This is a genomic window from Pseudomonas sp. 86_A, from assembly GCF_017491705.1.
Taxonomy (GTDB): Bacteria; Pseudomonadota; Gammaproteobacteria; order Pseudomonadales; family Pseudomonadaceae; genus Aquipseudomonas; species Aquipseudomonas koreensis.
In genome coordinates this window covers 118,340-138,848 of the sequence record NZ_JAFGYS010000009.1, presented here as the reverse complement: position 1 = coordinate 138,848, position 20,509 = coordinate 118,340, and the positions used below count along the sequence as shown (strand labels likewise).

General features: G+C 63.2%; 16 protein-coding genes. 12 read left to right on the top strand and 4 right to left on the bottom strand.

Going from position 1 to position 20,509, the window contains the following annotated elements; all coding sequences use genetic code 11:
• Nucleotides 1-3 precede the first annotated feature (3 nt).
• Both gmd and J5M57_RS15395 read right to left on the bottom strand, forming a co-directional pair.
• Nucleotides 4-972, bottom strand: coding sequence for a GDP-mannose 4,6-dehydratase (gene gmd / locus J5M57_RS15400; RefSeq protein WP_207848664.1), 969 nt, complete (start codon nucleotides 970-972; stop codon nucleotides 4-6).
• Nucleotides 969-1,883, bottom strand: coding sequence for a GDP-mannose 4,6-dehydratase (locus J5M57_RS15395; RefSeq protein ID WP_207848663.1), 915 nt, complete (start codon nucleotides 1,881-1,883; stop codon nucleotides 969-971). The genes gmd and J5M57_RS15395 overlap by 4 nt, the downstream gene beginning before the upstream one ends.
• Nucleotides 1,884-2,311: 428 nt before the next feature.
• Between J5M57_RS15395 and J5M57_RS15390 the strand changes: the two genes are divergently transcribed.
• The 7 genes from J5M57_RS15390 to J5M57_RS15360 are packed head-to-tail and all read left to right on the top strand — an operon-like array spanning nucleotide 2,312 to nucleotide 11,470.
• Complete coding sequence (locus J5M57_RS15390) at nucleotides 2,312-3,952, top strand: glycosyltransferase (protein ID WP_207848662.1); 1,641 nt, start codon at nucleotides 2,312-2,314, stop codon at nucleotides 3,950-3,952.
• Nucleotides 3,946-5,250 (top strand): glycosyltransferase, encoded by a 1,305-nt coding sequence (locus tag J5M57_RS15385; RefSeq protein ID WP_169842860.1) that lies wholly within the window; start codon nucleotides 3,946-3,948, stop codon nucleotides 5,248-5,250. The genes J5M57_RS15390 and J5M57_RS15385 overlap by 7 nt, the downstream gene beginning before the upstream one ends.
• Entirely contained in the window at nucleotides 5,247-6,131 is an 885-nt protein-coding gene (locus tag J5M57_RS15380) for a class I SAM-dependent methyltransferase (RefSeq protein WP_207848661.1), read from the top strand. Before J5M57_RS15385 ends, J5M57_RS15380 begins: the two co-directional genes overlap by 4 nt.
• The gene (locus J5M57_RS15375) at nucleotides 6,128-7,282 is read left to right on the top strand and encodes an acyltransferase (RefSeq protein WP_207848660.1); all 1,155 of its coding nucleotides are present in this window, start codon (nucleotides 6,128-6,130) and stop codon (nucleotides 7,280-7,282) included. The genes J5M57_RS15380 and J5M57_RS15375 overlap by 4 nt, the downstream gene beginning before the upstream one ends.
• On the top strand, nucleotides 7,276-8,103 hold the full coding sequence (locus J5M57_RS15370) for a class I SAM-dependent methyltransferase (RefSeq protein ID WP_064589909.1): 828 nt from the start codon (nucleotides 7,276-7,278) through the stop codon (nucleotides 8,101-8,103). The genes J5M57_RS15375 and J5M57_RS15370 overlap by 7 nt, the downstream gene beginning before the upstream one ends.
• Before the next feature lie 48 nt (nucleotides 8,104-8,151).
• Entirely contained in the window at nucleotides 8,152-9,345 is a 1,194-nt protein-coding gene (locus tag J5M57_RS15365; protein WP_207848659.1) for a DUF3142 domain-containing protein, read from the top strand.
• A complete protein-coding gene (locus J5M57_RS15360) occupies nucleotides 9,332-11,470 on the top strand; it encodes a hypothetical protein (protein ID WP_207848658.1) in 2,139 nt (712 codons plus the stop codon). The genes J5M57_RS15365 and J5M57_RS15360 overlap by 14 nt, the downstream gene beginning before the upstream one ends.
• On the opposite strand, the gene J5M57_RS15355 is transcribed toward J5M57_RS15360, so the two are convergent.
• The gene (locus tag J5M57_RS15355) at nucleotides 11,467-12,096 is read right to left on the bottom strand and encodes a LysE family translocator (RefSeq protein ID WP_207848657.1); all 630 of its coding nucleotides are present in this window, start codon (nucleotides 12,094-12,096) and stop codon (nucleotides 11,467-11,469) included. The genes J5M57_RS15360 and J5M57_RS15355 overlap by 4 nt on opposite strands.
• A 144-nt stretch (nucleotides 12,097-12,240) precedes the next feature.
• Here J5M57_RS15355 and J5M57_RS15350 point away from each other — a divergent pair, with 144 nt between their 5' ends.
• The gene (locus tag J5M57_RS15350) at nucleotides 12,241-12,714 is read left to right on the top strand and encodes an Lrp/AsnC family transcriptional regulator (protein ID WP_169842867.1); all 474 of its coding nucleotides are present in this window, start codon (nucleotides 12,241-12,243) and stop codon (nucleotides 12,712-12,714) included.
• 178 nt (nucleotides 12,715-12,892) lie between these two features.
• On the opposite strand, the gene lpdA is transcribed toward J5M57_RS15350, so the two are convergent.
• Complete coding sequence (gene lpdA, locus J5M57_RS15345; RefSeq protein WP_207848656.1) at nucleotides 12,893-14,293, bottom strand: dihydrolipoyl dehydrogenase; 1,401 nt, start codon at nucleotides 14,291-14,293, stop codon at nucleotides 12,893-12,895.
• Between the two features lie 209 nt (nucleotides 14,294-14,502).
• On the opposite strand from lpdA, the gene J5M57_RS15340 reads away from it, so the two are divergent.
• The 4 genes from J5M57_RS15340 to J5M57_RS15325 are packed head-to-tail and all read left to right on the top strand — an operon-like array spanning nucleotide 14,503 to nucleotide 20,466.
• Nucleotides 14,503-16,467 carry a protease modulator HflK gene (locus J5M57_RS15340; RefSeq protein ID WP_207848655.1) on the top strand — a complete coding sequence of 655 codons (1,965 nt, stop codon included), beginning with the start codon at nucleotides 14,503-14,505 and terminating at the stop codon, nucleotides 16,465-16,467.
• Nucleotides 16,464-17,504, top strand: coding sequence for a protease modulator HflC (locus J5M57_RS15335; protein ID WP_207848654.1), 1,041 nt, complete (start codon nucleotides 16,464-16,466; stop codon nucleotides 17,502-17,504). The genes J5M57_RS15340 and J5M57_RS15335 overlap by 4 nt, the downstream gene beginning before the upstream one ends.
• Nucleotides 17,501-18,562 (top strand): protease modulator HflK, encoded by a 1,062-nt coding sequence (locus J5M57_RS15330; protein WP_207848653.1) that lies wholly within the window; start codon nucleotides 17,501-17,503, stop codon nucleotides 18,560-18,562. Before J5M57_RS15335 ends, J5M57_RS15330 begins: the two co-directional genes overlap by 4 nt.
• Nucleotides 18,559-20,466, top strand: coding sequence for a cation-translocating P-type ATPase (locus J5M57_RS15325; RefSeq protein WP_207848652.1), 1,908 nt, complete (start codon nucleotides 18,559-18,561; stop codon nucleotides 20,464-20,466). The genes J5M57_RS15330 and J5M57_RS15325 overlap by 4 nt, the downstream gene beginning before the upstream one ends.
• The last annotated feature ends 43 nt before the right edge of the window (nucleotides 20,467-20,509 follow it).

Sequence of the window (20,509 nt, the reverse complement as noted above, 5' to 3'; positions counted from 1 at the left end):
GACCTACTCCTTGGCGACGCGTTTCATGTCCGCATCCATCATCATGCGGATCAGGGTGTCCAGGTCGGTTTTCGGTTTCCAGCCCAGCACGCGCTGCGCCTTGGCCGGGTTGCCGAGCAGCACTTCGACTTCGGCCGGGCGGAAGAACGCCGGGTCGATCTTCACGTAGTCACGGTAGTTCAGGCCGACGTGATCGAAGGCGATGCGGCACATTTCGCGCACGGTCGTGGTGACGCCGGTGGCGACCACAAAATCGTCAGGTTTATTTTGTTGCAGCATCAGCCACATGGCTTCGACGTAGTCACCGGCAAAGCCCCAATCGCGTTTCGCGTCGATGTTGCCCAAGGCCAGCTCCTGCTGCTTGCCCTGCTTGATGCGGGCGGCGGCGTCGGTGACCTTGCGGGTGACGAACTCGATGCCGCGCAGAGGCGACTCGTGGTTGAACAGGATGCCGCTGCTGGCGTGCAGGTTGAAACTTTCACGGTAATTGACGGTAATCCAGTGGCCGTACAACTTGGCCACGCCGTAAGGGCTGCGCGGGTAGAACGGCGTGTTCTCGTCCTGCTGCTCGGCCTGGATCAGGCCGAACATTTCGCTGGTAGAAGCCTGATAGAAGCGGGTGTGCGGACTGAACTGGCGAATCGCTTCGAGCAGGTGGGTCACGCCCAGGCCATCGACGATGCCGGTGGTCACCGGTTGATTCCAGGACGCGGCGACAAAGCTTTGCGCGGCCAGGTTGTAGACCTCGTCCGGCGCCGCTTGAATGACAGCACGCTGCACCGAGCAGGCATCGGCCATGTCACCGTCCAGATAGACGATGTCCGCTTCGACGCCCATCTCGCGCAGGCGCCAGCGCGAATCGCTGCTGCGCCGGGCGACCAGACCGTAAACCTTGTAACCCTTGTCGAGCAGCAGTCTGGCCAGATAAGCGCCGTCCTGGCCGGTAATCCCTGTGATCAGTGCACTTTTCATTCTTGTCGTACTCGCTGCTCCCAGTCGGACAGGATCGTCCGCAGGGATTGTTGTGTGGTGATTGCCGGCGTCCAGCCGGTGGTCTGGGCCAGCCTTGCGTGACTGCCGCACACCCGGCGCTGATCGGCACGGCGCATGCGCGCCGGGTCTTGAACCAGTTGCAGGTCGACCTCGGCGAGGTCGCCCATCTGCTCGATCAGACTACGGATGCTTTGCTCGCGGCCCGAGCAGATGTTGTAAACCTGCCCCGGCGTGCCTTTTTCCAGCAATGCGAAATACGCCGAGATCACATCGCCGACATCGAGAAAATCGCGCGTGACGTCGATGTCGCCGACTTCCAGTTGCGGGGCTTGCAGGCCTTGTTTGATGCGGTTGATCTGGCGCGCAGCACTGGCGATGACAAAGTTGTCTTTCTGCCCGCTGCCAATGTGGTTGAACGGCCGCGCCCCCAGCACCGGCCAGCCTTCGCTGAGGCCCCATTGCAGGCTGAGGAATTCTGCCGACAGTTTGCTCACCGCATAGGGATTGCGCGGGCAGGGCGCTTGTTGCTCGGTGATGGGCAGGGCGCTCTCGGCCACCTGACCATAGACGTCGCCGGAACTGACATACAGAAAGGTCCCCTGAAATCCGCGCGCCTTGAGCGCTTGCAACAGATTGAGGGTGCCGAGCAGATTGATCTCGAGAGTTCGGGCCGGATCACGGAAGGCTTCGGGAACGAAGGTCTGGCCAGCCAGGTGAATCACTGCGTCGGGCAATTGCGGCCACAGGTCGACGAGGCTCGCCGGTGCCGTGAGATCGTAGGGCGCGGCGGCAGGCAGCAGCTCCCACGTCGAGTCGGACCGAGTCAGGCGCGACTGGATATGTTGTCCCACGAATCCACTGAGACCCGTGATGAACAGACGTTTTTTCAAACAGCGACCCCTTGGTCTTTAACTTTCGCCACTTTCCCACAGGCTTTAAGGAGAAGTCTGTCAGGCCGGATGAAAAAGGCCGACATGACGGCGGGCGAAGTCGTTGTTGTAGTTGTTTGTTACCAATCTGTGCCAAATGCGCAGCAATTTCAACAGCGCAAACCGTGACTGGTCAGTTCTCGTCAGCGTAGCCCGATTTATTCTCGTCGGGCGGTTCCCGGATTCGCGAAGGATGTGTTTAGAATGGCCCTCGTCGCCATTTCCCCGGGGTCATCGGGGATGTTGCGCAACAGGGTGAAACCAGCCACTAAAACAAGAACGAAGACGAGCTCCATGACGAAGGACGAGCAGCGGTGATCCCGACTCGATCCAACGCCTGGCCGTCATAGCGTGAAACTGCCGGGATGGTGGTTTCACCGTGGGATGCCATGAATTTCATTCTTTATTCGGACGTCAACGACCGCTCCATCAGCCAGAGTCTGGGCCGTCCGGAGTACAGCTATTACTTCGTGCTCAAGGCCTACCGCCCAGTGCTGGAAAGCCTTGGGCAAGTGCACGTGGTGTCGACGGCGGCCGAAGTCGACCCGTTGTACCGGCAGTTGCAACTGGCCGGCCAGGACTGCCTCTTTCTTTCGTTTGCCCCTCCGCACAAAACCCCGACTGAGCTGCAATGCCCCGTGGTTTGCGTCATTGCTTGGGAGTACGACTCGATCCCGGTCGATCCTCGCGAAGAAGATGCCCACCATGACTGGAGCCGGATCCTCGCGCGTCATGGTCGGGCGATCACCTTGTCCAGCCACACGGCGCAAGCCATTCGCCGAACCCTGGGTGAAGATTTCCCGGTGCTGGTATTGCCCACGCCGTTGTGGGAAGGCTTTGCCGGGGTGCGCCAGCAATACCCTGCTGCGCCGGTGAACCCGGGCGCCTTGCTGCAGATCAAGGGCTGCATCATCGACAGCCGTGCCCTCGGGTTGTCCGCCGATGGGCTGATTGCGCCCATTCACAATGAGCAGGAATGTGAAGCACGGGACCTGGCGGACGTCGTTGTGCCGGCCGGACCAAACCCAGAGCCCGAACCTGAGGCGGCACCGGCCCTGACCTTGCGCCGACGTGCGTTCATCACCAAGCACTACTTGCGCGAAAGTTATCGGGCCGCCGCGACCCCGAGTGACCACGGGCCGCTATTTTTGCTCAAGCACAATCTGCTGCTGTGGTATCGCGAAGCCGTTCGCGATTTGCTCCCGGTCGCGGTCCGCCGACAGCTCTTCCGATTGCGTACGCCAGCAGCTGTGTCATTGCCGCCGGCCGTCAATGTCGAGGCACCCGCGGTAGCCGAGCATCCACAGGCCAGCCTGCCGGACACCACTGCCACGGTGCAGACCGAGGTCAGCGGCGTGGTGTATGTGAGCGTGTTCAACCCCGAAGACGGGCGCAAGAACTGGCATCACCTGATCACCGCATTCTGCTGGGCCATGCGCGACGTGGAAGACGCCACGCTGGTGTTGAAGATGACGCAGAACGATCTGGCGACCTACTACGTGCACCTGATCACTTTGTTATCGCAGCTGTCGCCGTTCGCCTGTCGGGTGGTGGTCATGCACGGTTACCTGGAGGACGACGAGTTCGCCAGGCTTTACGGTGCGGCCAGTTTCTACGTCAACGCGTCCCGTTGCGAAGGTCTGTGCCTGCCGCTGATGGAGTTCATGTCCTGCGCCCGTCCGGTGATTGCGCCGGACCATACGGCGATGCACGACTACATCGATGAGCGTGTCGGCTTCATCGTCAAATCCAGTCGTGAGCCGACGATCTGGCCGGATGACGTGCGGATCCTCTATCGCACCCTGCGCCATCGACCAGACTGGGGTTCGTTGAAAAAGGCCTACGAGGACAGCTACGCCATGGCCAAGCACGATCCGGCGGCCTATCAGGCCATGGCCCTGGCCGCCAATGAACGCATGCGCGAGTACTGCAGCTTTGCCCCGGTGCAACAGCGTCTGGCGCAATTTCTTCAGCTGACGCCGAATGCAGCCCCACAGTTGATCGCCGAGGCGGGGACTGCATCATGCTGATCATCATTCATTCGGAAACCAACAAGAGCAACATCCAGCAGAACCTCGGACGTCCCGAGTACAGCTACTACTTCGTGCTCAAGGAATTCCGCCCCGTGCTCGAACGCCTGGGGCAAGTCATCGAGGTGAGCAACCCGGACGAACTGGTCGATCGCTTGTACTTCGATTGCCTGAGTCGCGGTGAGGCATGCGTGTTTCTGTCGTTCTCGCCGCCGCATCGCACGCCGATTCATTACGCCTGCCCGACGATCCCGGTCTTTGCCTGGGAGTTCAGCACCATCCCCACCGAGAGCTGGCACGGCGAGCCACGCCATGACTGGCGCGTCGTATTGAACGCCTGCGGCATGGCGATTACTCATTCGAGCTTTACCGTCGACGCTGTCTGCGACGTGATGGGCTCGGACTATCCGATCTGCGCGATTCCCGCGCCGGTGTGGGATCGTTTCGCCGCCCGCGGTGCGCAATTGCGCAAGCAGCCCGTGGTCGAAGCGGTGCAGTTGCAGTTGCGCGGCCTGTTGCTCGACAGCCGCAGCGTTGACCTGCGCGCCTACGGTCCACCAGGGTTGTGCGAAGGCACGCCGCTATCGTTTGCCGGGCCGCCACAGGACTGCCAGTTGCAACTGGACGGGGTGGTCTACACCTCGGTGTTCAACCCTTACGACGGGCGCAAGAACTGGCAGGACATGATCAGCGCCTTCTGCACCACGTTCCGTGACGTCGCCGATGCCACCCTGGTGCTGAAGCTCACGCACCATGACATCGCCAACGCCCTGAGCGACATGCTGCATCACTTGTACAAGAACCAGTCCTACCAGTGCCGGATCGTGCTGATCCACGGGTATCTGGCGGACGCCGATTACGAAGCGCTGGTGCAGGCCACCAGTTACGTGGTCAACAGTTCCTACGGCGAAGGGCAGTGCCTGCCGCTGATGGAGTTCATGTCCTGTGGCAAACCGGCGATTGCGCCGCTGAACACGGCGATGGCCGACTACGTCGACAGCGACAATGCGTTCATCGTCGACTCCACCGACGAACTCACGGCGTGGCCTCACGACCCACGAGCGGCCTATCGCACCTTGCGCTACATGACCGATTGGGACTCGCTGTGCGCGGCGTACCGCGACAGTTACGCGGTGGCGAAAAACGACGTCGAGCGCTACGCGCGGATGTCTGAACATGCCGTGCGCAACCTGCAGAAATTCTGCAGTCAGGCGAGCGCCGAGGAGCGGCTGCGGACGTTCTTTGCCCAGCGCGCGCCAGCGCTCAAGTCGTTGTCTATGGAGGCTTCGGGCGCATGATCCGGCGCCTGCTCGCACGCTTGCGCCCGGCACCGTTGCCTGCTGCACCTGCACCGTCCGTGCAGGTTTCGCCACGGGACGTAGGGTTGCATGACGCGATCCTCGATGGCTGGTTTTTGCCCGACAGCGGCGAATTGCTCAAAGGCTTCGCGATCACCGCTGACGACACCTTGCTCGACGTCGGTTGCGGCGAAGGCGTGGCGACGCTGTTCGCGGTGCGGCAGGGCGCCTCGGTGATTTTTACTGACAGCGAACATGCCAAGGTCCGCGATCTGGCCCGGCAGGTTCAGGCGCAAAGCGACAAGCCGAATCTGGGGCTGGTCAGCAACAGCCTGCCATTGCCGCTGGCCGCCGGTTGCGCCAGCAAAGTGGTGTGCATGGAAGTGCTGGAGCACATCGATCAGCCGGAACCGTTCATGGCCGAACTGGTGCGCATGGGCCGCCCTGGTGCGCAATACCTGCTGAGTGTCCCGGCGCCGGTGGGTGAGCACCTGCAGCAGGGCATCGCCCCGGCCAGTTATTACCAGACGCCCAATCATGTGCAGATTTTTACCGAGCAGCGCTTTGCCGAACTGGTGGAGAACGCCGGGCTGGTGATCGAGCATCGGCAGGCCACTGGGTTCTTCTGGGTGATGGGCATGATCTTTTTCTGGGCCAGCGAACGCGCTGCCGGCCGTGACCTCGGGGGCGCGGTGCGCGACCGGATTCAGGCGCCGTATCCGCCGCTGATGGAGAGCTGGGCGCGGACCTGGCAGGACCTGTTGGCACAGCCCGACGGCCTGGCCATCAAGCAGATGCTCGACCGCTTCATGCCCAAGAGCCAGGTGATCATCGCGCGCAAGCCGCTGGCAGCTGAAACCAGCGCCGGGGGGCAGCCATGAGTGCCAAGCGGATCATGGACATCGAGGTGTTGCGTGCCATCGCCGTCCTCGGGGTATTGTTCCATCACCTGCAGGGCAGCCTGTTCACCGACACTGTGCCGCTGCTGGAAAAAATCCACGCCTGGGCGCAGCCGTGGTGGGGCGTCGATCTGTTTTTCGCAATCTCCGGGTTTGTCATCGCCCGCAGCCTGATTCCTGCGCTGCGAGGCTGCTCGACGCGTCAGGAATATTGGCAGCAGACGCGCAATTTCTGGTTGCGGCGGGTGTTCAGGCTGCTGCCCTCGGCCTGGTTGTGGCTGGCGCTGATCCTGCTGGCGTGCGTGTTTCTCAACCGCTCCGGCGCCTTTGGCAGCCTGCACGCGAACCTGCAGGCGACGCTGGCGGGCGTGTTGCAGTACGCCAATTTCCGCTTTGCCGACAGTTTCTTTCATTACGAGTACGGCAGCAGTTTCGTCTACTGGAGCCTGGCCCTGGAGGAGCAGTTTTACCTGCTGTTCCCGTTGCTGATTCTGCTGTGCCGCAAGCATCTGGTCTGGGCCTTGCTGGCGCTGGTCGCGGTGCAACTGTTGACCCTGCGCACGCCGTTGCTGATGGTGGTACGCACCGATGCCCTGGCGCTTGGCGTGCTGTTGGCGATGTGGAGCGCGCAACCTTCTTACTCGCGCTGGCAGCCGACGTTTCTGCGGCGCCCGTGGGCCGGCGTGTCCGTGCTGATCGGCGTGGCGCTGCTGATGAGTTTCATGGCCACCGACCGTTTCACCTTCGCGCCTTACCGCATCGGTTCGATTGCCGTGCTCGGCGCGCTGCTGGTATGGATCGCCTCGTATAACCGCGATTACCTGCTGCCGGCGGGCCCTGTGCAGCGGCTGATGGCGTGGATCGGCAGTCGTTCCTACGGGATTTACCTGATTCATATCCCGGCCTATCTGCTGGTGCGTGAGCTGATCTTCCGTCTCCAGGCTGCGGGTTTGCCGAGCCCGGCCGGGCACCCGATTCTGACGTTGCTGATCGCCTTCGGCCTGATCGTGCTGCTCAGCGAGCTGAACTACCGTTTTATCGAAATGCCGATGCGCAATCGTGGAGCTGCCCTGGTGCGGCGCCTTGATACGTCCCGAACTGCCGTTTCATCTCCCGGAGCCACCTCATGTTGAGCCTATTGAAGAAACTCACGGCGGCGACGCCTGCACCGGCCCCCGCGCAGCCCGCCGCCCCGGTGGCGGACAAGGTCGATCCGTACATGCTCGGCCTCTACGATGCCAAGCTCAGCGGCTGGTTCAACCAGGAGACCAACGAGCTGTTCAAGGGCTTCCCGGTGACGGCCGATGACACCCTGCTCGACGTCGGCTGTGGCGATGGCGGCAATGTGCACTTCTGCGGCATGCGCGGGGCGAAGATCATCATTGCCGATATCGACGGCGCCAAGGTCGAGGCCACCCGCCAACGCCTGAGCGACACCCCGGCGCGCAGCGTCGAATGCCACGTCACCGACTGCAACCCGTTGCCGATTGCCGACGGCACCGCTACCCGGGTGGTGTCCACCGAAGTCATCGAACACGTCGACGACCCGGCGCAGTTCCTCGCCGAACTGGTACGGGTCGGCCAGTCCGGGGCGCTGTACCTGCTGAGCGTGCCGCACCCCAGTTCCGAAGACCTGCAAAAGGACATTGCGGCGCCAGAGTATTTCCAGAAGCCCAACCACATTCGCATCATCAGCGAAGCGCAGTTCAAGGCGCTGGTCAGCGACGCGGGCCTGGAGATCATCAGCCACAGCCAGTACGGTTTTTACTGGTCGATGTGGATGCTGCTGTTCTGGGAGGCCAAGGTCGATTTCAGCCATCCGGATCATCCGTTGCTCAACCACTGGGCCGATACCTGGCAAGCGGTGCTCGATTCGCCCCGTGGCGCGCAGATCAAGCAGGCACTGGATGCGGTGGTGGCGAAAAGTCAGGTGATCATTGCCCGCAAGCCCTGAGTGCTTTTGTGTAACCTTGCAGCCTGATGTCTCAGGGATCTGCAAGGTATGCGCGTTATCGCCGGGTTGTTGGCCATGCTGGCTGTGTTGTTGCTCTGCGCGTGTGAGCGCCAGGACGCAGCGCCACTCGATCAGCAACTCTATGTCTGGCAACGCCAATGGACACCCGCCCATGAGCTTGCGCTGAAAGACAGTCGCCACGATTTCTCGACCTTGCGCGTGCTGGCCTTGCAGGCGTTCCCCAATGACGGCTGGCATCGGGCGCGTATCGATGCGCCGTTGCTCAAGCACGATGGCCGGCCCCTGATTGCGGTGATTCGCCTCGACGGCCAGCTCAAGGCGCTCGATCAGCAGCAGGTCACCGCACAGATTCTTCAGATGCTGGCTGACTGGCAGGCGTTAGGGCTGACCGTGAGCGGCATCGAGATCGATCACGACGCCGGGAACGCACGTCTGTCGGCCTACGCCGAATTCCTCTCCCATCTGCGCCGTGCATTGCCGGCCAACGTAGCGCTGAGCATTACCGCGCTGCCGGCGTGGCTCGGCAGTCCACAGTTGCCGGTGTTACTGGCCACGGTCGACAGCAGCGTGCTGCAGGTGCATGCCGTCAGCGATCCGCGACGCGGGTTGTTCGACCCCGAGCAGGCGCGGCGCTGGGCCAGCGACTGGGGGAAAATCAGCAGCAGACCGTTCTATCTGGCGCTGCCAGCCTACGGTGTGGCGCTGCTGCCGGATACCGGCGGTGCACCAGTGGTGGAGGGCGAAGTGCCGCTCGAGCGCGATGGGCAGCGCCGGGAACTGCTCGCCGATCCGTTGCAACTGAGCCAACTTGCAAAAGCCCTGCGCGACGATCCGCCGGCGCATCTGGCCGGGCTGATCTGGTTTCGCCTGCCGCTGCCCAATGACCGCCGGGCCTGGAGCCTGACCACGTTGCGCGCCGTGGCTCGCGGCGATGCGTTAAGCAGCCGGCTCAGCCTGACCTTCAGCGAACACGACGGCCTCTACGACATCCACCTCGCCAACCCGGGGAATCTCGACGCGGCCTGGCCTGCGCAGTTGCGCGTCAAGGCGCGCGGCTGTGAAGGTGCCGATGCGCTTGCCGGTTACTCGTTGCAACAAAGCCCGGATCTGCTTACCTTCACCCGCCTGCGCGACGGTCGTCTGCCGGCGGGTGGACAACGCGCCATCGGTTGGGCGCGCTGTGCATTTATTGATCAAGGAGGTTCGCATGTTGACCCGTAACTGGCCCCGCCATCTGCTCTGCCTGAGCCTCAGCCTGCCGCTGGGTTCGGCGCTGGCCTGCGGCCCGGACTTCCCGATGCGCCTGCTCGACAATCGCGGGCAAACCCTGGCCGAGCTGCCGGAGGGTAACTTCAACTTCGAGATCAGTCGCTTGGGCAAAACCATTGCCGGGCTGAAGCACGTCACCGCGGCGACGCACAATCCTGACGACCTGTACGGCGACGAAAGCGAGCCTGCTGCGGCTCGCGAAAAAGCCGAACAGGTGGGTCTGAGCGCCGAGCAACAAGCGTTGGTCAAGCAACTGCGCGGCCTGACCGATGCGCGTCAGGTCGAGGCGCAGGGCGCCAGTCTGCCGGCGGAAATTCGCCTGTACGTGGCCGGCGCGGTGGCCTTTGCCACGGGCGACCATCAACTGGCCGTCGAGTATTTCAACAAGGTGCTGGCGCTGCCGGCCGATCAGCGGCCACTGCGCAGCACCTGGGCGGCGTATTCCCTGGGACGCACCTGGTTTGCCATGAGTGCCGAGGCGGGCGACGCCATCGAAGCACTGGAGCAGGCGCGCGAGGCGTTCCGTCAGGCCCGACAGATGAGCATCGATGGCTTGAGCGATCCGCTGGAGCTTGGTGTGGCCAGCCTCGGCGAAGAGGCACGGGTGCTGCGCACTGCTGGCGACTGGAGCGGCGCCATCGAACTGTACGAAGCGCAGAACCTGCACGGCTCGGCCGTGGGTTACACCTCGCTGAAACAGCTGATGAATGAACTGGCCGAGCTGCCCGAGCCGGAACTGGCGAAGCTGCTGGAGCGCAAGGCGGTGCAGCAACTGGTCACCGCCTCGTTGGTCAGTCGCATGGGCTGGTCATTCGACGAGCAGCCGCCGAACGAGAAGAAACTCATCAAGCTGTTGCAGAACAGCACCCGTGGCAGCCTGGAAAACGCTGATCGACTGGCGGCGATGAATTACCAACAGGGCGATTACGCCAGCGCCAAGGCCTTTCTGGAAAATGCCGGTGACGGCGGACTGGCGTGGTGGCTGCGGGCCAAACTGGCGGTGCGTGACGGCGACAAAAATGCGGCCGCTGCCGCTTATGCCAAAGCCGCGCAGGCGTTCCCGCAGAACGAGGACTGGGGCTACCGGCGCACCCCGGACTGGGACTTCGAAACCCTGCAGCCCAAATGCCGGGTCGAAGGCGAGAGCGCGATTCTCGCGCTGCAACGTGGCGAATACCTGCAAGCGTTCGTGCAGCTTTATCGCAGTAACAGCATCTATTGGTTCGACGCGGCGACGGTGGCCGAGCGCGTGCTGACGGTCGATGAGCTCAAGCGTTATGTCGATGACAACGTGCCGGCCCCGCCGGCGCTGACCCAGCAGCAGCGCGACAACTACGTGCCGCTGCCGGTTGCCGCCAGCCTGCGTAACCTCTTGGGGCGGCGCTTGCTGCGCGAAGGGCATTACGAGGAAGCGGTCGGCTATTTCGACAATCCCGATCTGCAGCACAAGGCCCGGCTCTACGGTGAACAACGGATGAAGGCCGACGCTGCCTGGTGGCCGACCAAACGCGCCAGCGCCTTGTACAACGCGGCGTGGACCGCGCGTGAATGGGGCATGGACATCCTCGGTTACGAGATGGCCCCGGATTACGCCACGTTTGGCGGTAACTACAGCCTGGAAAGCACCGAGCTGAAGGTCGGGCCGCTGGTGGCCGAGGGCGAAGTGCAGCGGCAGAAGGCCAGTGAAGCGCAGCCGGACGAGCGTTATCACTACCGTTTTGTCGCCACCGCGTTGGCCGGTCGCGCCGCCGACAACTTGCCGCACACCAGCCAGGCGTTTGCGGCGGTGTTGTGCAATGCCGCGGGCTTCAACAGCAGTCTGGAGGAGCAGAGCGCGCTGTATCGCCGGTACGTCAACGAAGGCCCGTACGTGCCTTGGGCGGTGGACTTCGGCAATCAGTGCCCGTACCCGGATTTCGAAAACGCCGACAAGCGTTACGTGACCCAGGTCACCGATGCCGCTCGTACGGCCCTGCGACCTTACAAATGGCCGGTGCAGATCGGCGCGATCGTGCTGGGCGTCGGCGTTGCATTGGCGCTGATCAGCCGTCGCCAACGCAAGGCGCGCAAACCCTAGGCCTGCTGGATAAACGTCAGGCGCACGGCGAAGCCGATCAACAGGCTGCCGAACAGCCATTGCTGGACGCGCTGCGCGGTTGGATTGTGTTGCAACCAACGGCCCAGCGCCGCGCCGGCGAGGGCGTAAGCGCTGTCGAACAGCAGCCCGACGCCCACCAGCAGCACGCCGAGGGTGGCAAATTGGGTCAGCACCGGTGCGCCGTCATTGACGATGAATTGCGGCAGCAGCACCGAGCAGAACAGCAACGCCTTGGGGTTGAGCAGGTTGGTCAGCAAGCCGCGACGAATCGCTTCGCGCCACTGTCCATGGGCGTCGGTGTCAGGGGCCGCATTGAGGTTCGGCAGCAGCGTGCTGCGCAGGCACTGAATGCCGATCCACAGCAAATACGCCGCGCCCGCCAGGCGCACCAGATCAAACGTCCACGGCGCTGCCTTGAACAGCGCCGCCAGACCCAATGCCGCCAACGCCACGTGACAGCCGCGAGCGATCCCCAAGCCAAGAGCGGTCGCCAGCGCCGCGCCGCGACCCTGACGAGCACCGGTTTGCAGCAACAGGATCATGTCCGGGCCGGGCAACAGGAAGACCACGGCCAATGCCAGAAAAAACAGCCAGATACTCGCCATGTCGCAGCCCCTTCGTGATCGATTCGGTGAGCCGATTCTATGGCGTAAGCGCGGGGCAGGTGCTTGCGTAGTCAGCTTCAAAAGCACTAGGAATTGGCATAACCTGCTTTCTTTTCGCGCCTTGACTATCAGGATCTGCCAACCATGAAACTCGACGTCTTTGACCGCAAGATTCTCGCCGCTTTGCAGCGCAACGGCCGGCTGAGCAACGTCGAGCTGGCGGACGAAATCGGGTTGTCGGCGTCACCTTGCCTGCGCCGGGTGCGGATGCTGGAGGAGGCCGGGGTGATTCGCGGCTATCAGGCCAACCTGGACCGCGACGAAGTGGGGCTGGGACTGACGGTGTTTGTCGGGGTCAAGGTCGAGCGGCACAACGACGAACAGGCCGAAGCCTTTTATGCAGCGGTTACGGCGCTGCCGGAAGTGATCTCGGCATTTCTGGTGTCGGGGGAGTCGGATTTTCTGTTGCAGGTGGTGGTGCCGGACCTGCGTGCGTATGACCGCTTTCTCAGCGGCTGTTTGCTGAAGCTGCCGGGGGTGAGTGACATTCGCAGCAATTTTGCGATTCACACGGTGAAGACCCCGGGGGCATTGCCGTTGGGGCATCTTCCGCTGTAGACCGCGTAGCCTTCATCGCGAGCAGGCTGGCTCCTGCATTTGAGCGCAGTCCTCCAGCAGGAACACGGTCAACTGTGGGAGCTGGCTTGCCAGCGATAGCGGTGTGTCAGCGACCGCAACGGGTACAGGACTGACGCCATCGCTGGCAAGCCAGCTCCCACAGGGATTGGGTGACCATCTACATCTGCGTCGCCATCCCTTCGACATTCATCGCCGCCTGGCGCAACGCTTCCGAACGCGTCGGGTGCGGGTGGCAGGTCAGCGCGATGTCTTCGGCCGACGCGCTGAATTCCATGGCCACGCAGTATTCTCCGATCATTTCACTGACGCTCGGGCCGACCAGGTGCACGCCGAGGATTTCGTCGGTGCGTTCGTCGGCGAGGACTTTGGCGAAGCCTTCGGTTTCGTGGTTGATCTTCGCCCGGCTGTTGGCGGTGAACGGGAATTTGCCGACTTTGTAGGCGCGCCCTTCGGCCTTGAGTTGCTCCTCGGTCTTGCCGACGCTGGCCAGCTCCGGCCGGGTGTAGATGACGTTGGGAATCAAATCGTAATTGACCTCGCCGGCCTTGCCGACGATCTGTTCGATACAGGCCATCGCCTCGTCTTCGGCCTTGTGTGCGAGCATCGGCCCGGACGTCACGTCGCCGATCACCCAGACGCCGTTTGCTTCGGTGCGGTGCTGGCGGTTGGCGAGCATGCCGCGCTTGTCGGTGGTCAGGCCGACATTCTCCAGGCCCAGACCCTGGGTGTACGGGCGCCGACCGATCGCGACCAGCACGTAGTCGGCTTCGAGCAATTCGGCGCTGCCACCGGCGGCGGGTTCGACGCTGAGCTGCACGCCGCTGGCCGAGGGGGTGGCGCGGGTGACCTTCGAACTCAGTTTGAAGCTGATGCCTTGCTTGCTCAACGAGCGCTGCAAGGTCTTACCAGCCTCGGCATCGACGCCCGGGCAGATGCGGTCGAGGTATTCGACCACGGTCACCTGGGCGCCGAGGCGGCGCCATACCGAACCCAGCTCGAGGCCAATCACCCCGGCGCCAATCACCACCAGATGCTTGGGCACTTGACTCAGCGACAGCGCACCCGTGGAGTCGAGAATGCGTTGGTTGTCGATCTCGACGCCGGGCAGGGGCGTGGGTTCGGAGCCGGTGGCGATGATGATGTCCTTGGCGCTCAGATCGGTCCGGTTGCCTTGCTCATCGGTTACCGTGACTTTGCCCGGGCCGTCGATATGGCCCCAGCCCTTGATCCAGTCGACCTTGTTCTTGCGAAACAGAAACTCGATGCCTTTGGTCAGGCCGCTCACGCTCTCGTCTTTCTGTTTCATCATTTGCGCGAGGTTGAGCGTGGGTTTGACCTCGATGCCGAGGTTGGCGAATTCCGCACCCATGGCCGCGTCGTACAGCTCCGAGGCGTGCAGCAAGGCTTTGGACGGCATGCAGCCGACGTTCAGGCAGGTGCCGCCGAGGGTGGCGCGACCCTCCACGCACGCCGCCTTCAGGCCCAACTGGCCGGCGCGGATCGCCGCGTTATAACCACCGGGCCCGCCGCCCAGAATGACCACATCGTAGTGACTCATGCTCTTGCTCCTCGTTGGGGATGCGGATCGCTGAAAGTAATCAGGCATAAAATTACGTACGTAATATGTGCGTTTCCGGACATTTCGGTCAAGGCTTCAGGCAAGCGACAGGTTGTGCATCTTTAGATAAGCGTATTTGTGTACGAATATTTCACGGTTTTCGTTATATCGTAACGATTAGGCCGCTGAATCAATGGCTTTGGGGTGATATGCAAGTCGATCTGGATGTCGATGGCACGCAAGTGACCGGGCTGCCGCGCTTTCAACAAGCGGCCCTGCAGGGGCGCCGCTTGCGCCGACTGGCTATAGGTCTCGGCGGATTGGCCGGGGCAGGGTGGGTCCTGGCGTTTTTTGTCGGGCTGTTTGCCGCGCAATCGTTATGGCCGGCGTTGCTGGTCAATCTGAGCGCAGCGCTGCTGGTGCTGGTTGCCGGCCTGCAGTCGGCGTGGTGGGTCACCCAGTGGCGCGCACGGGTGATGAACCCGCTGGCGCCGGTGGCGCTGACCGAGGAGCTGGAGCCAGCAGCGCCTGACGGCTGGTACGAACGGCTGCTGGCGCGTTTGAGTCAGCGCGGAGTGCACCTGCTCGGGCAGATCGGCGCTGCCACCTTGTGGCTCGGCGGCTGGTCGGCGTTGGTGGTGCTGAGCATCGATCAGGTGTGGAACCTCGCGTTGCCGGCCGGCGCGGTCGGGTTGTCTGCCAGCGTCGGCGCGGCGCTGATGTTGCTGCTGGGCTTCGGTTTGTTGGTGCTTGAGCGCCAATTGGCTCAGGAGATCCCGACGCAATGGCCGGAAGCCGGACCCCTCGCGCAATTGGCGCGGGTGGCGATCATCAGTCTGGTACTCGGCGCGCTGTGCCTGTTATTTGCCAGTGAGGCGTCGCTGTGGCCCGTACGGCTAGCGGTGTTGATCGGGATCTTGCCGGGATTGGTCGCAATCGAGTTGCTATTGCGCGCGGTCCTGTCGATATTCAGCCCGCAGCGCGAACGGCTCGAACCGACCTTGTTGGCGCGCAGTTTTGTCGCCGATATGCTGCGGTGGCCGCCCCAGCCGTTGCTGGCGTTGCAGCATGAATTGCACAACCGTTTCGGCATCGATTTGCGCCAGATCTGGGCATTCAGCTACATGCGCCGGGCTTTTCTGCCGGTGTTGGCGCTGGTCGCTGCGGTTGGCTGGGTGTTGACCGGCATTCACGAAATTCCGCTGCAGGGGCGCGGCATTTACGAGCGCTTCGGTAAACCGGTGCAAGTCTTCGGCCCCGGGCTGCACGCCGGTCTGCCGTGGCCGCTGGGCCGTGTGTTGAATGTCGAGAACGGCGTGGTGCACGAGTTGGCGACCAGCGTCGGCGATGCTCCTGCCCCGATCCAAGTCGAGCCCGCCGAAGGTCCGGCACCGATGAGCGCCAACCGTCTGTGGGATGCCAGCCACGTCAACGACAAATCCCAAGTGATTGCCAGCAGCCGTGGCGATCAGCAGAGCTTTCAGATCGTCAACATGGACGTGCGCTTCGTCTATCGCATTGGCCTGGGTGACCAGGATGCTTTGGCCGCGACCTACAACAATGCCGATGTGCCGACGCTGATTCGCAGCACCGCGAGCCGGATTCTGGTCCACGATTTTGCCTCGCGCACCCTCGACGGTCTGTTGGGGGCGGACAGGGTAGGGCTGGGCGAAGAAATCGGCCGCGCGGTGCAAGGCGATCTGCAGAAACTCGACAGCGGTGTGGAGATCCTCGCCACTGTGGTCGAGGCGATTCATCCCCCTGCCGGTGCCGCCAATGCTTATCACAGCGTGCAAGCGGCGCAGATCGGCGCGCAGGCGTTGATCTCCCGCGAGCGCGGCGCGGCGGCTGAAGCCAGTAACCAGGCGCAGTTGCAGGCCAGCCTTGCCCGGGATCAGGCCACTGCCAGTGCGCGTGAAGTCAACGCCACGGCGCAGGCGGCGGATCTGAAGTTCAAGGCGGAACAACAGGCCTATGCCAGCGCCGGCCAGGCGTTCGTGTTGGAGCAATATTTCAGTCAGCTCAGCCAAGGCCTGAGCAAGGCCAAGTTGCTGGTGCTTGATCACCGTTTAGGCGGCAGCAGCAATGCGCCGACCATCGACCTGCGTACGTTCACGCTGCCGGCTGACCCGACGCCCGCGCGCACCACCGCTCAACCAGGAGTTGCCCCTTGAGCCAGTCGCACACACACGATTCGCATGACCACAGCGGCCACGATCACGGCCACGCCGGGCATCACCATCATCATGGGCATCACCACCACGGTGCGCCGGAAGAGGCGGGCCCTTTTCCGTGGCGGCGCATGGGCTGGGCGGTGTTGCTGGTGGCGTTTGCCATCGCAGCGGCGAGCCTGGTGCAAGTGCGCTCGGGCGAAGCCACGGTCATTACCCGTTTCGGCAATCCGTCGCGAGTGTTGCTTGAGCCCGGTTTGAGCTGGCGTTGGCCTGCGCCGTTTGAGGCGGCGATCCCGGTGGATCTGCGCCTGCGCACCACCTCCAGCGGCTTGCAGGATGTCGGCACCCGCGACGGTTTGCGCATCATCGTTCAGGCCTACGTGGCTTGGCAGGTGCAGGGCGATCCGGACAACGTGCAGCGTTTCATGCGCGCAGTGCAAAACCAGCCGGACGAAGCCGCGCGGCAGATCCGTACCTTTGTCGGCTCGGCACTGGAAACCACCGCCAGCAGTTTCGACCTGGCGAATATGGTGAACACCGACGCCAGTCAGGTGCGCATCGCCGATTTCGAAGCGCAGTTGCGCAAGCAGATCGATCAGCAACTGCTCGCCACTTACGGCGTGCGCGTAGTGCAGGTCGGCATCGAACGGCTGACACTGCCCTCGGTGACACTCACGGCCACGGTCGATCGAATGCGTGCCGAGCGTGAAACAATCGCCACCGAACGCACGGCCATTGGCAAGCGTGAGGCGGCGCAGATTCGTTCGGCAGCCGAACGCGATGCGCGGATCGTGCAGGCCGATGCCACGGTGAAAGCTGCAGACATTGAAGCGCAATCCCGGGTTGAAGCCGCTCAGATTTACGGTCGCGCCTTCGCCGGTTCGCCGCAGCTGTATAACCTGCTGCGTTCTCTGGACACCTTGGGCACCATCGTCACGCCCGACACCAAACTGATCCTGCGCACCGACGCCGCGCCATTCCGCGTGCTGGTGGACGGTCCGCCCACGGTCGATAACAAATCCGGATCGCAACCATGAGCGATGAAGTTCCACGTGGAACACATTCGTTGAGCAGTCCGTGGATTCAGGCCGGGCGTCTGGCGTTTTTCGCCTTGTACGCGGTGACGGTTTTGGCCGCGTTGGCGTGGGCGTTCTCCAATGTGCGGCAGATCGACCCGCAGAATCGGGCGGTGGTTCTGCACTTTGGCGCGCTGGATCGCATCCAGAATGCCGGCCTGTTGCTCGCTTGGCCGCAGCCGTTCGAACAGGTGGTTTTGCTGCCGGCCGCGGATCGTGTCATTGAGCGCCGAGTGGAAAATCTGCTGCGCAGCAGTGAGGCGATCAAGGCCGATCGTGTAGCGACCTTCGCTACGCCCCTGAGCGATGCACTGGCGGGCTCCGGTTATTTGCTGACCGGCGACGCCGGTGTGGTGCAGCTGGATGTGCGAGTGTTTTACAAAGTCACCGATCCGTACGACTTCGTATTGCAGGGTGATCACGTGCTGCCGGCGCTGGATCGGCTGGTCACCCGCAGTGCGGTGGCGTTGACTGCCGCCCGCGATCTGGACACGATTCTGGTCGCGCGGCCGGAGCTGATCGGCGCCGATAATCAGGCGGCCGAGCGCCGCGAGCGTCTGCGCGGTGATCTGGTGCAAGGCATCAACAAACGCTTGGCCGAACTGAAGGCGAGCGGGCAGGGCATTGGCATCGAAGTCGCGCGGGTCGACGTTCAGTCGAGTCTGCCGGATCCGGCCGTCAGCGCCTTCAATGCTGTTCTGACTGCCAGTCAGCAAGCCGACAAAGCGGTCGCTAATGCGCGCACCGAGGCGGAAAAACTCACCCAGACTGCCAACGAACAAGCCGACCGCACCCTGCAAGTCGCCCATGCGCAGGCCGGCGAACGGTTGGCGAAAGCCTCTGCCGACACCGCAACGGTCCTGAGCCTGGCCAAGGCCCAGCAACAGGGCACCGATCCGCAGATGCTCCTGCGTCTGTACCGCGAACGCATGCCGAAGATTCTCGGCCAGGCCGGCTCGGTGACTACGGTCGATCCGAAAGACGATTCCCGCCTGATCATTCAGGGAGCCAGTAAATGACTGCGACCACTGCTGCACCGAGCCTGTTGTCCTCGGCCGAACAGCGCCGCGCCGCACGGCAATTGACCTTGGCGATGCTCGCCCTGGGCTTGCTCGGACTCGGCCTGATCTGGCGTTGGCAGGTGCCGGAACAAACCGGTGTCAGCCAGTTGCTGCTGGGTTTTGCTTCCTTATTGGTGGCGGTGCCGGTGATGCGTTCGGCGTGGTACAGCCTGCGTTATCCGAGCCTGCACGGCATCACCGATCAACTGATTGCCCTGGCGATGCTCGGCGCGTGGGCGACGGGCGATCTGCTAACCGCCGCGCTGCTGCCGATCATCATGATCTTCGGCCACGTACTGGAAGAGCGCAGCGTGATCGGCTCGCAGGAGGCGATTCACGCCCTTGGCCAATTGACCCGCAGCCACGCACGCAAGATTCAGGCGGACGGTTCGATCATCGAAGTCGATAACGGCACGCTCAAACCGGGTGATACGGTCGAAGTGCGCGCCGGTGATCGGGTGCCGGCGGATGGCCGGGTGCTGTCCGGTCAGGCCAGCCTCGACACGGCCTCCATCACCGGCGAGTCGGTCCCGGTTGAAGCGGCGGCGGGCATGACGGTGTTCGGTGGGGCGATCAACCTCGACGGCTTGTTGCGCATTGAAGTGACCCGCACCGGCGACCAATCGACGTTGGGCAAGGTCATCGCGTTGATGCAAAACGCCGAGCGCTCCAAGCCGCCGATCACCCGGCTGCTGGAGCGTTATGCCGGCAGCTACATGGTGCTGGTGTTGTTGCTGGCGGCGGTGACCTGGTTTGTCACCAACGACGCGCAAGCCATGCTCGCGGTATTGGTCGCGGCATGTCCCTGCGCTTTGGTGCTGTCGGCACCGGCCACGGCGATTGCCGGGGTGGCGGTGGCGGCGCGTCACGGCATCTTGATTCGCAGTTCAGCGTTCCTTGAGGAACTGGCCGATCTCACCTCGCTGGTGGTCGACAAGACCGGCACCCTGACTTACGGCACCTTGCGTTTGCAATCAATCAGCAGCCCGCGTCTGGATCAGGCCTCGGTGATGGCGCTGGCCGCCAGCCTCGGCGCGGCCAGCAGTCACCCGGTCAGCCGTGCGCTGGCCGGGCTGGTCAGTCAGGAACAGAGTCTGCCACTGACCGATGTGCATGAGCGCCAGGGTCTGGGCGTGGTCGCCATGACCGCGCAGGGCGAGGCGGCGTTGGGGCGTCCCGAGCTGTTCGCGCAACTGGGCATTGTCACCACGCCCGTTCCCGTACATGACGGGCCGATCGCCGGCTTGGCCTTGAACGACGAGTTTGTCGCCTGGCTGTTACTGGCCGACAGCGTCAAACCGGAAGCGCGCTTTGCCCTCGCTGAGTTGCGCGAACTCGGCCTGGGTCGGCAGTTGCTGCTGACCGGTGACCGCCAGAGTGTCGCGCAGACCCTGGCCCGGGAGGTGGGCCTGCAAGAGCTGGAAGCGCAGGCGCTGCCCGAGGACAAACTCAACCGCGTGCTCAAGGAAATCGACAATGGTTTCCGGCCGATGGTGGTGGGCGATGGCATCAATGATTCGCTGGCGCTCAAAGCCGGGGTGGTCGGTGTCGCCATGGGCGCCGGCGGTGCTGACATCGCGCTGGCCTCGGCGGACATCGTGCTGATTGGCAGCGACCTGCGTCGCCTCGGCACCTGTGTGCGGCTCAGTCGTCAGTGCCGCCGGACCTTGCAGGTCAACGTGATCATCGGTCTGGGCTGGACGCTGGCGATCGTGGTGTTCGCAGCCTTCGGCTGGCTCGGCGCGGCGGGGGCGATGATTGCCGCGTTGCTGCATAACCTCAGCACGCTGCTGGTGCTGGGCAATGCCGGACGGTTGCTGCGGTTTCAGGAGCCGCTGCTCAAGCTCAAGGACGATCACTGAAAATATTTTTCGCACCTCTGTAACGCCGTCGGGGCAGCCCTCT

Bases quoted from the DNA above. Each gene is read 5' to 3' on its own strand.
- J5M57_RS15380 (WP_207848661.1), top strand. From the start codon at position 5,247: ATGATCCGGCGCCTGCTCGCACGCTTGCGCCCGGCACCGTTGCCTGCT.
- J5M57_RS15375 (WP_207848660.1), top strand. From the start codon at position 6,128: ATGAGTGCCAAGCGGATCATGGACATCGAGGTGTTGCGTGCCATCGCC.
- J5M57_RS15365 (WP_207848659.1), top strand. From the start codon at position 8,152: ATGCGCGTTATCGCCGGGTTGTTGGCCATGCTGGCTGTGTTGTTGCTC.
- gmd (WP_207848664.1), bottom strand. From the start codon at position 972: ATGAAAAGTGCACTGATCACAGGGATTACCGGCCAGGACGGCGCTTAT.
- J5M57_RS15385 (WP_169842860.1), top strand. From the start codon at position 3,946: ATGCTGATCATCATTCATTCGGAAACCAACAAGAGCAACATCCAGCAG.
- J5M57_RS15355 (WP_207848657.1), bottom strand. From the start codon at position 12,096: ATGGCGAGTATCTGGCTGTTTTTTCTGGCATTGGCCGTGGTCTTCCTG.
- J5M57_RS15340 (WP_207848655.1), top strand. From the start codon at position 14,503: ATGCAAGTCGATCTGGATGTCGATGGCACGCAAGTGACCGGGCTGCCG.
- J5M57_RS15360 (WP_207848658.1), top strand. From the start codon at position 9,332: ATGTTGACCCGTAACTGGCCCCGCCATCTGCTCTGCCTGAGCCTCAGC.
- J5M57_RS15325 (WP_207848652.1), top strand. From the start codon at position 18,559: ATGACTGCGACCACTGCTGCACCGAGCCTGTTGTCCTCGGCCGAACAG.
- J5M57_RS15350 (WP_169842867.1), top strand. From the start codon at position 12,241: ATGAAACTCGACGTCTTTGACCGCAAGATTCTCGCCGCTTTGCAGCGC.
- J5M57_RS15370 (WP_064589909.1), top strand. From the start codon at position 7,276: ATGTTGAGCCTATTGAAGAAACTCACGGCGGCGACGCCTGCACCGGCC.
- lpdA (WP_207848656.1), bottom strand. From the start codon at position 14,293: ATGAGTCACTACGATGTGGTCATTCTGGGCGGCGGGCCCGGTGGTTAT.
- J5M57_RS15390 (WP_207848662.1), top strand. From the start codon at position 2,312: ATGAATTTCATTCTTTATTCGGACGTCAACGACCGCTCCATCAGCCAG.
- J5M57_RS15330 (WP_207848653.1), top strand. From the start codon at position 17,501: ATGAGCGATGAAGTTCCACGTGGAACACATTCGTTGAGCAGTCCGTGG.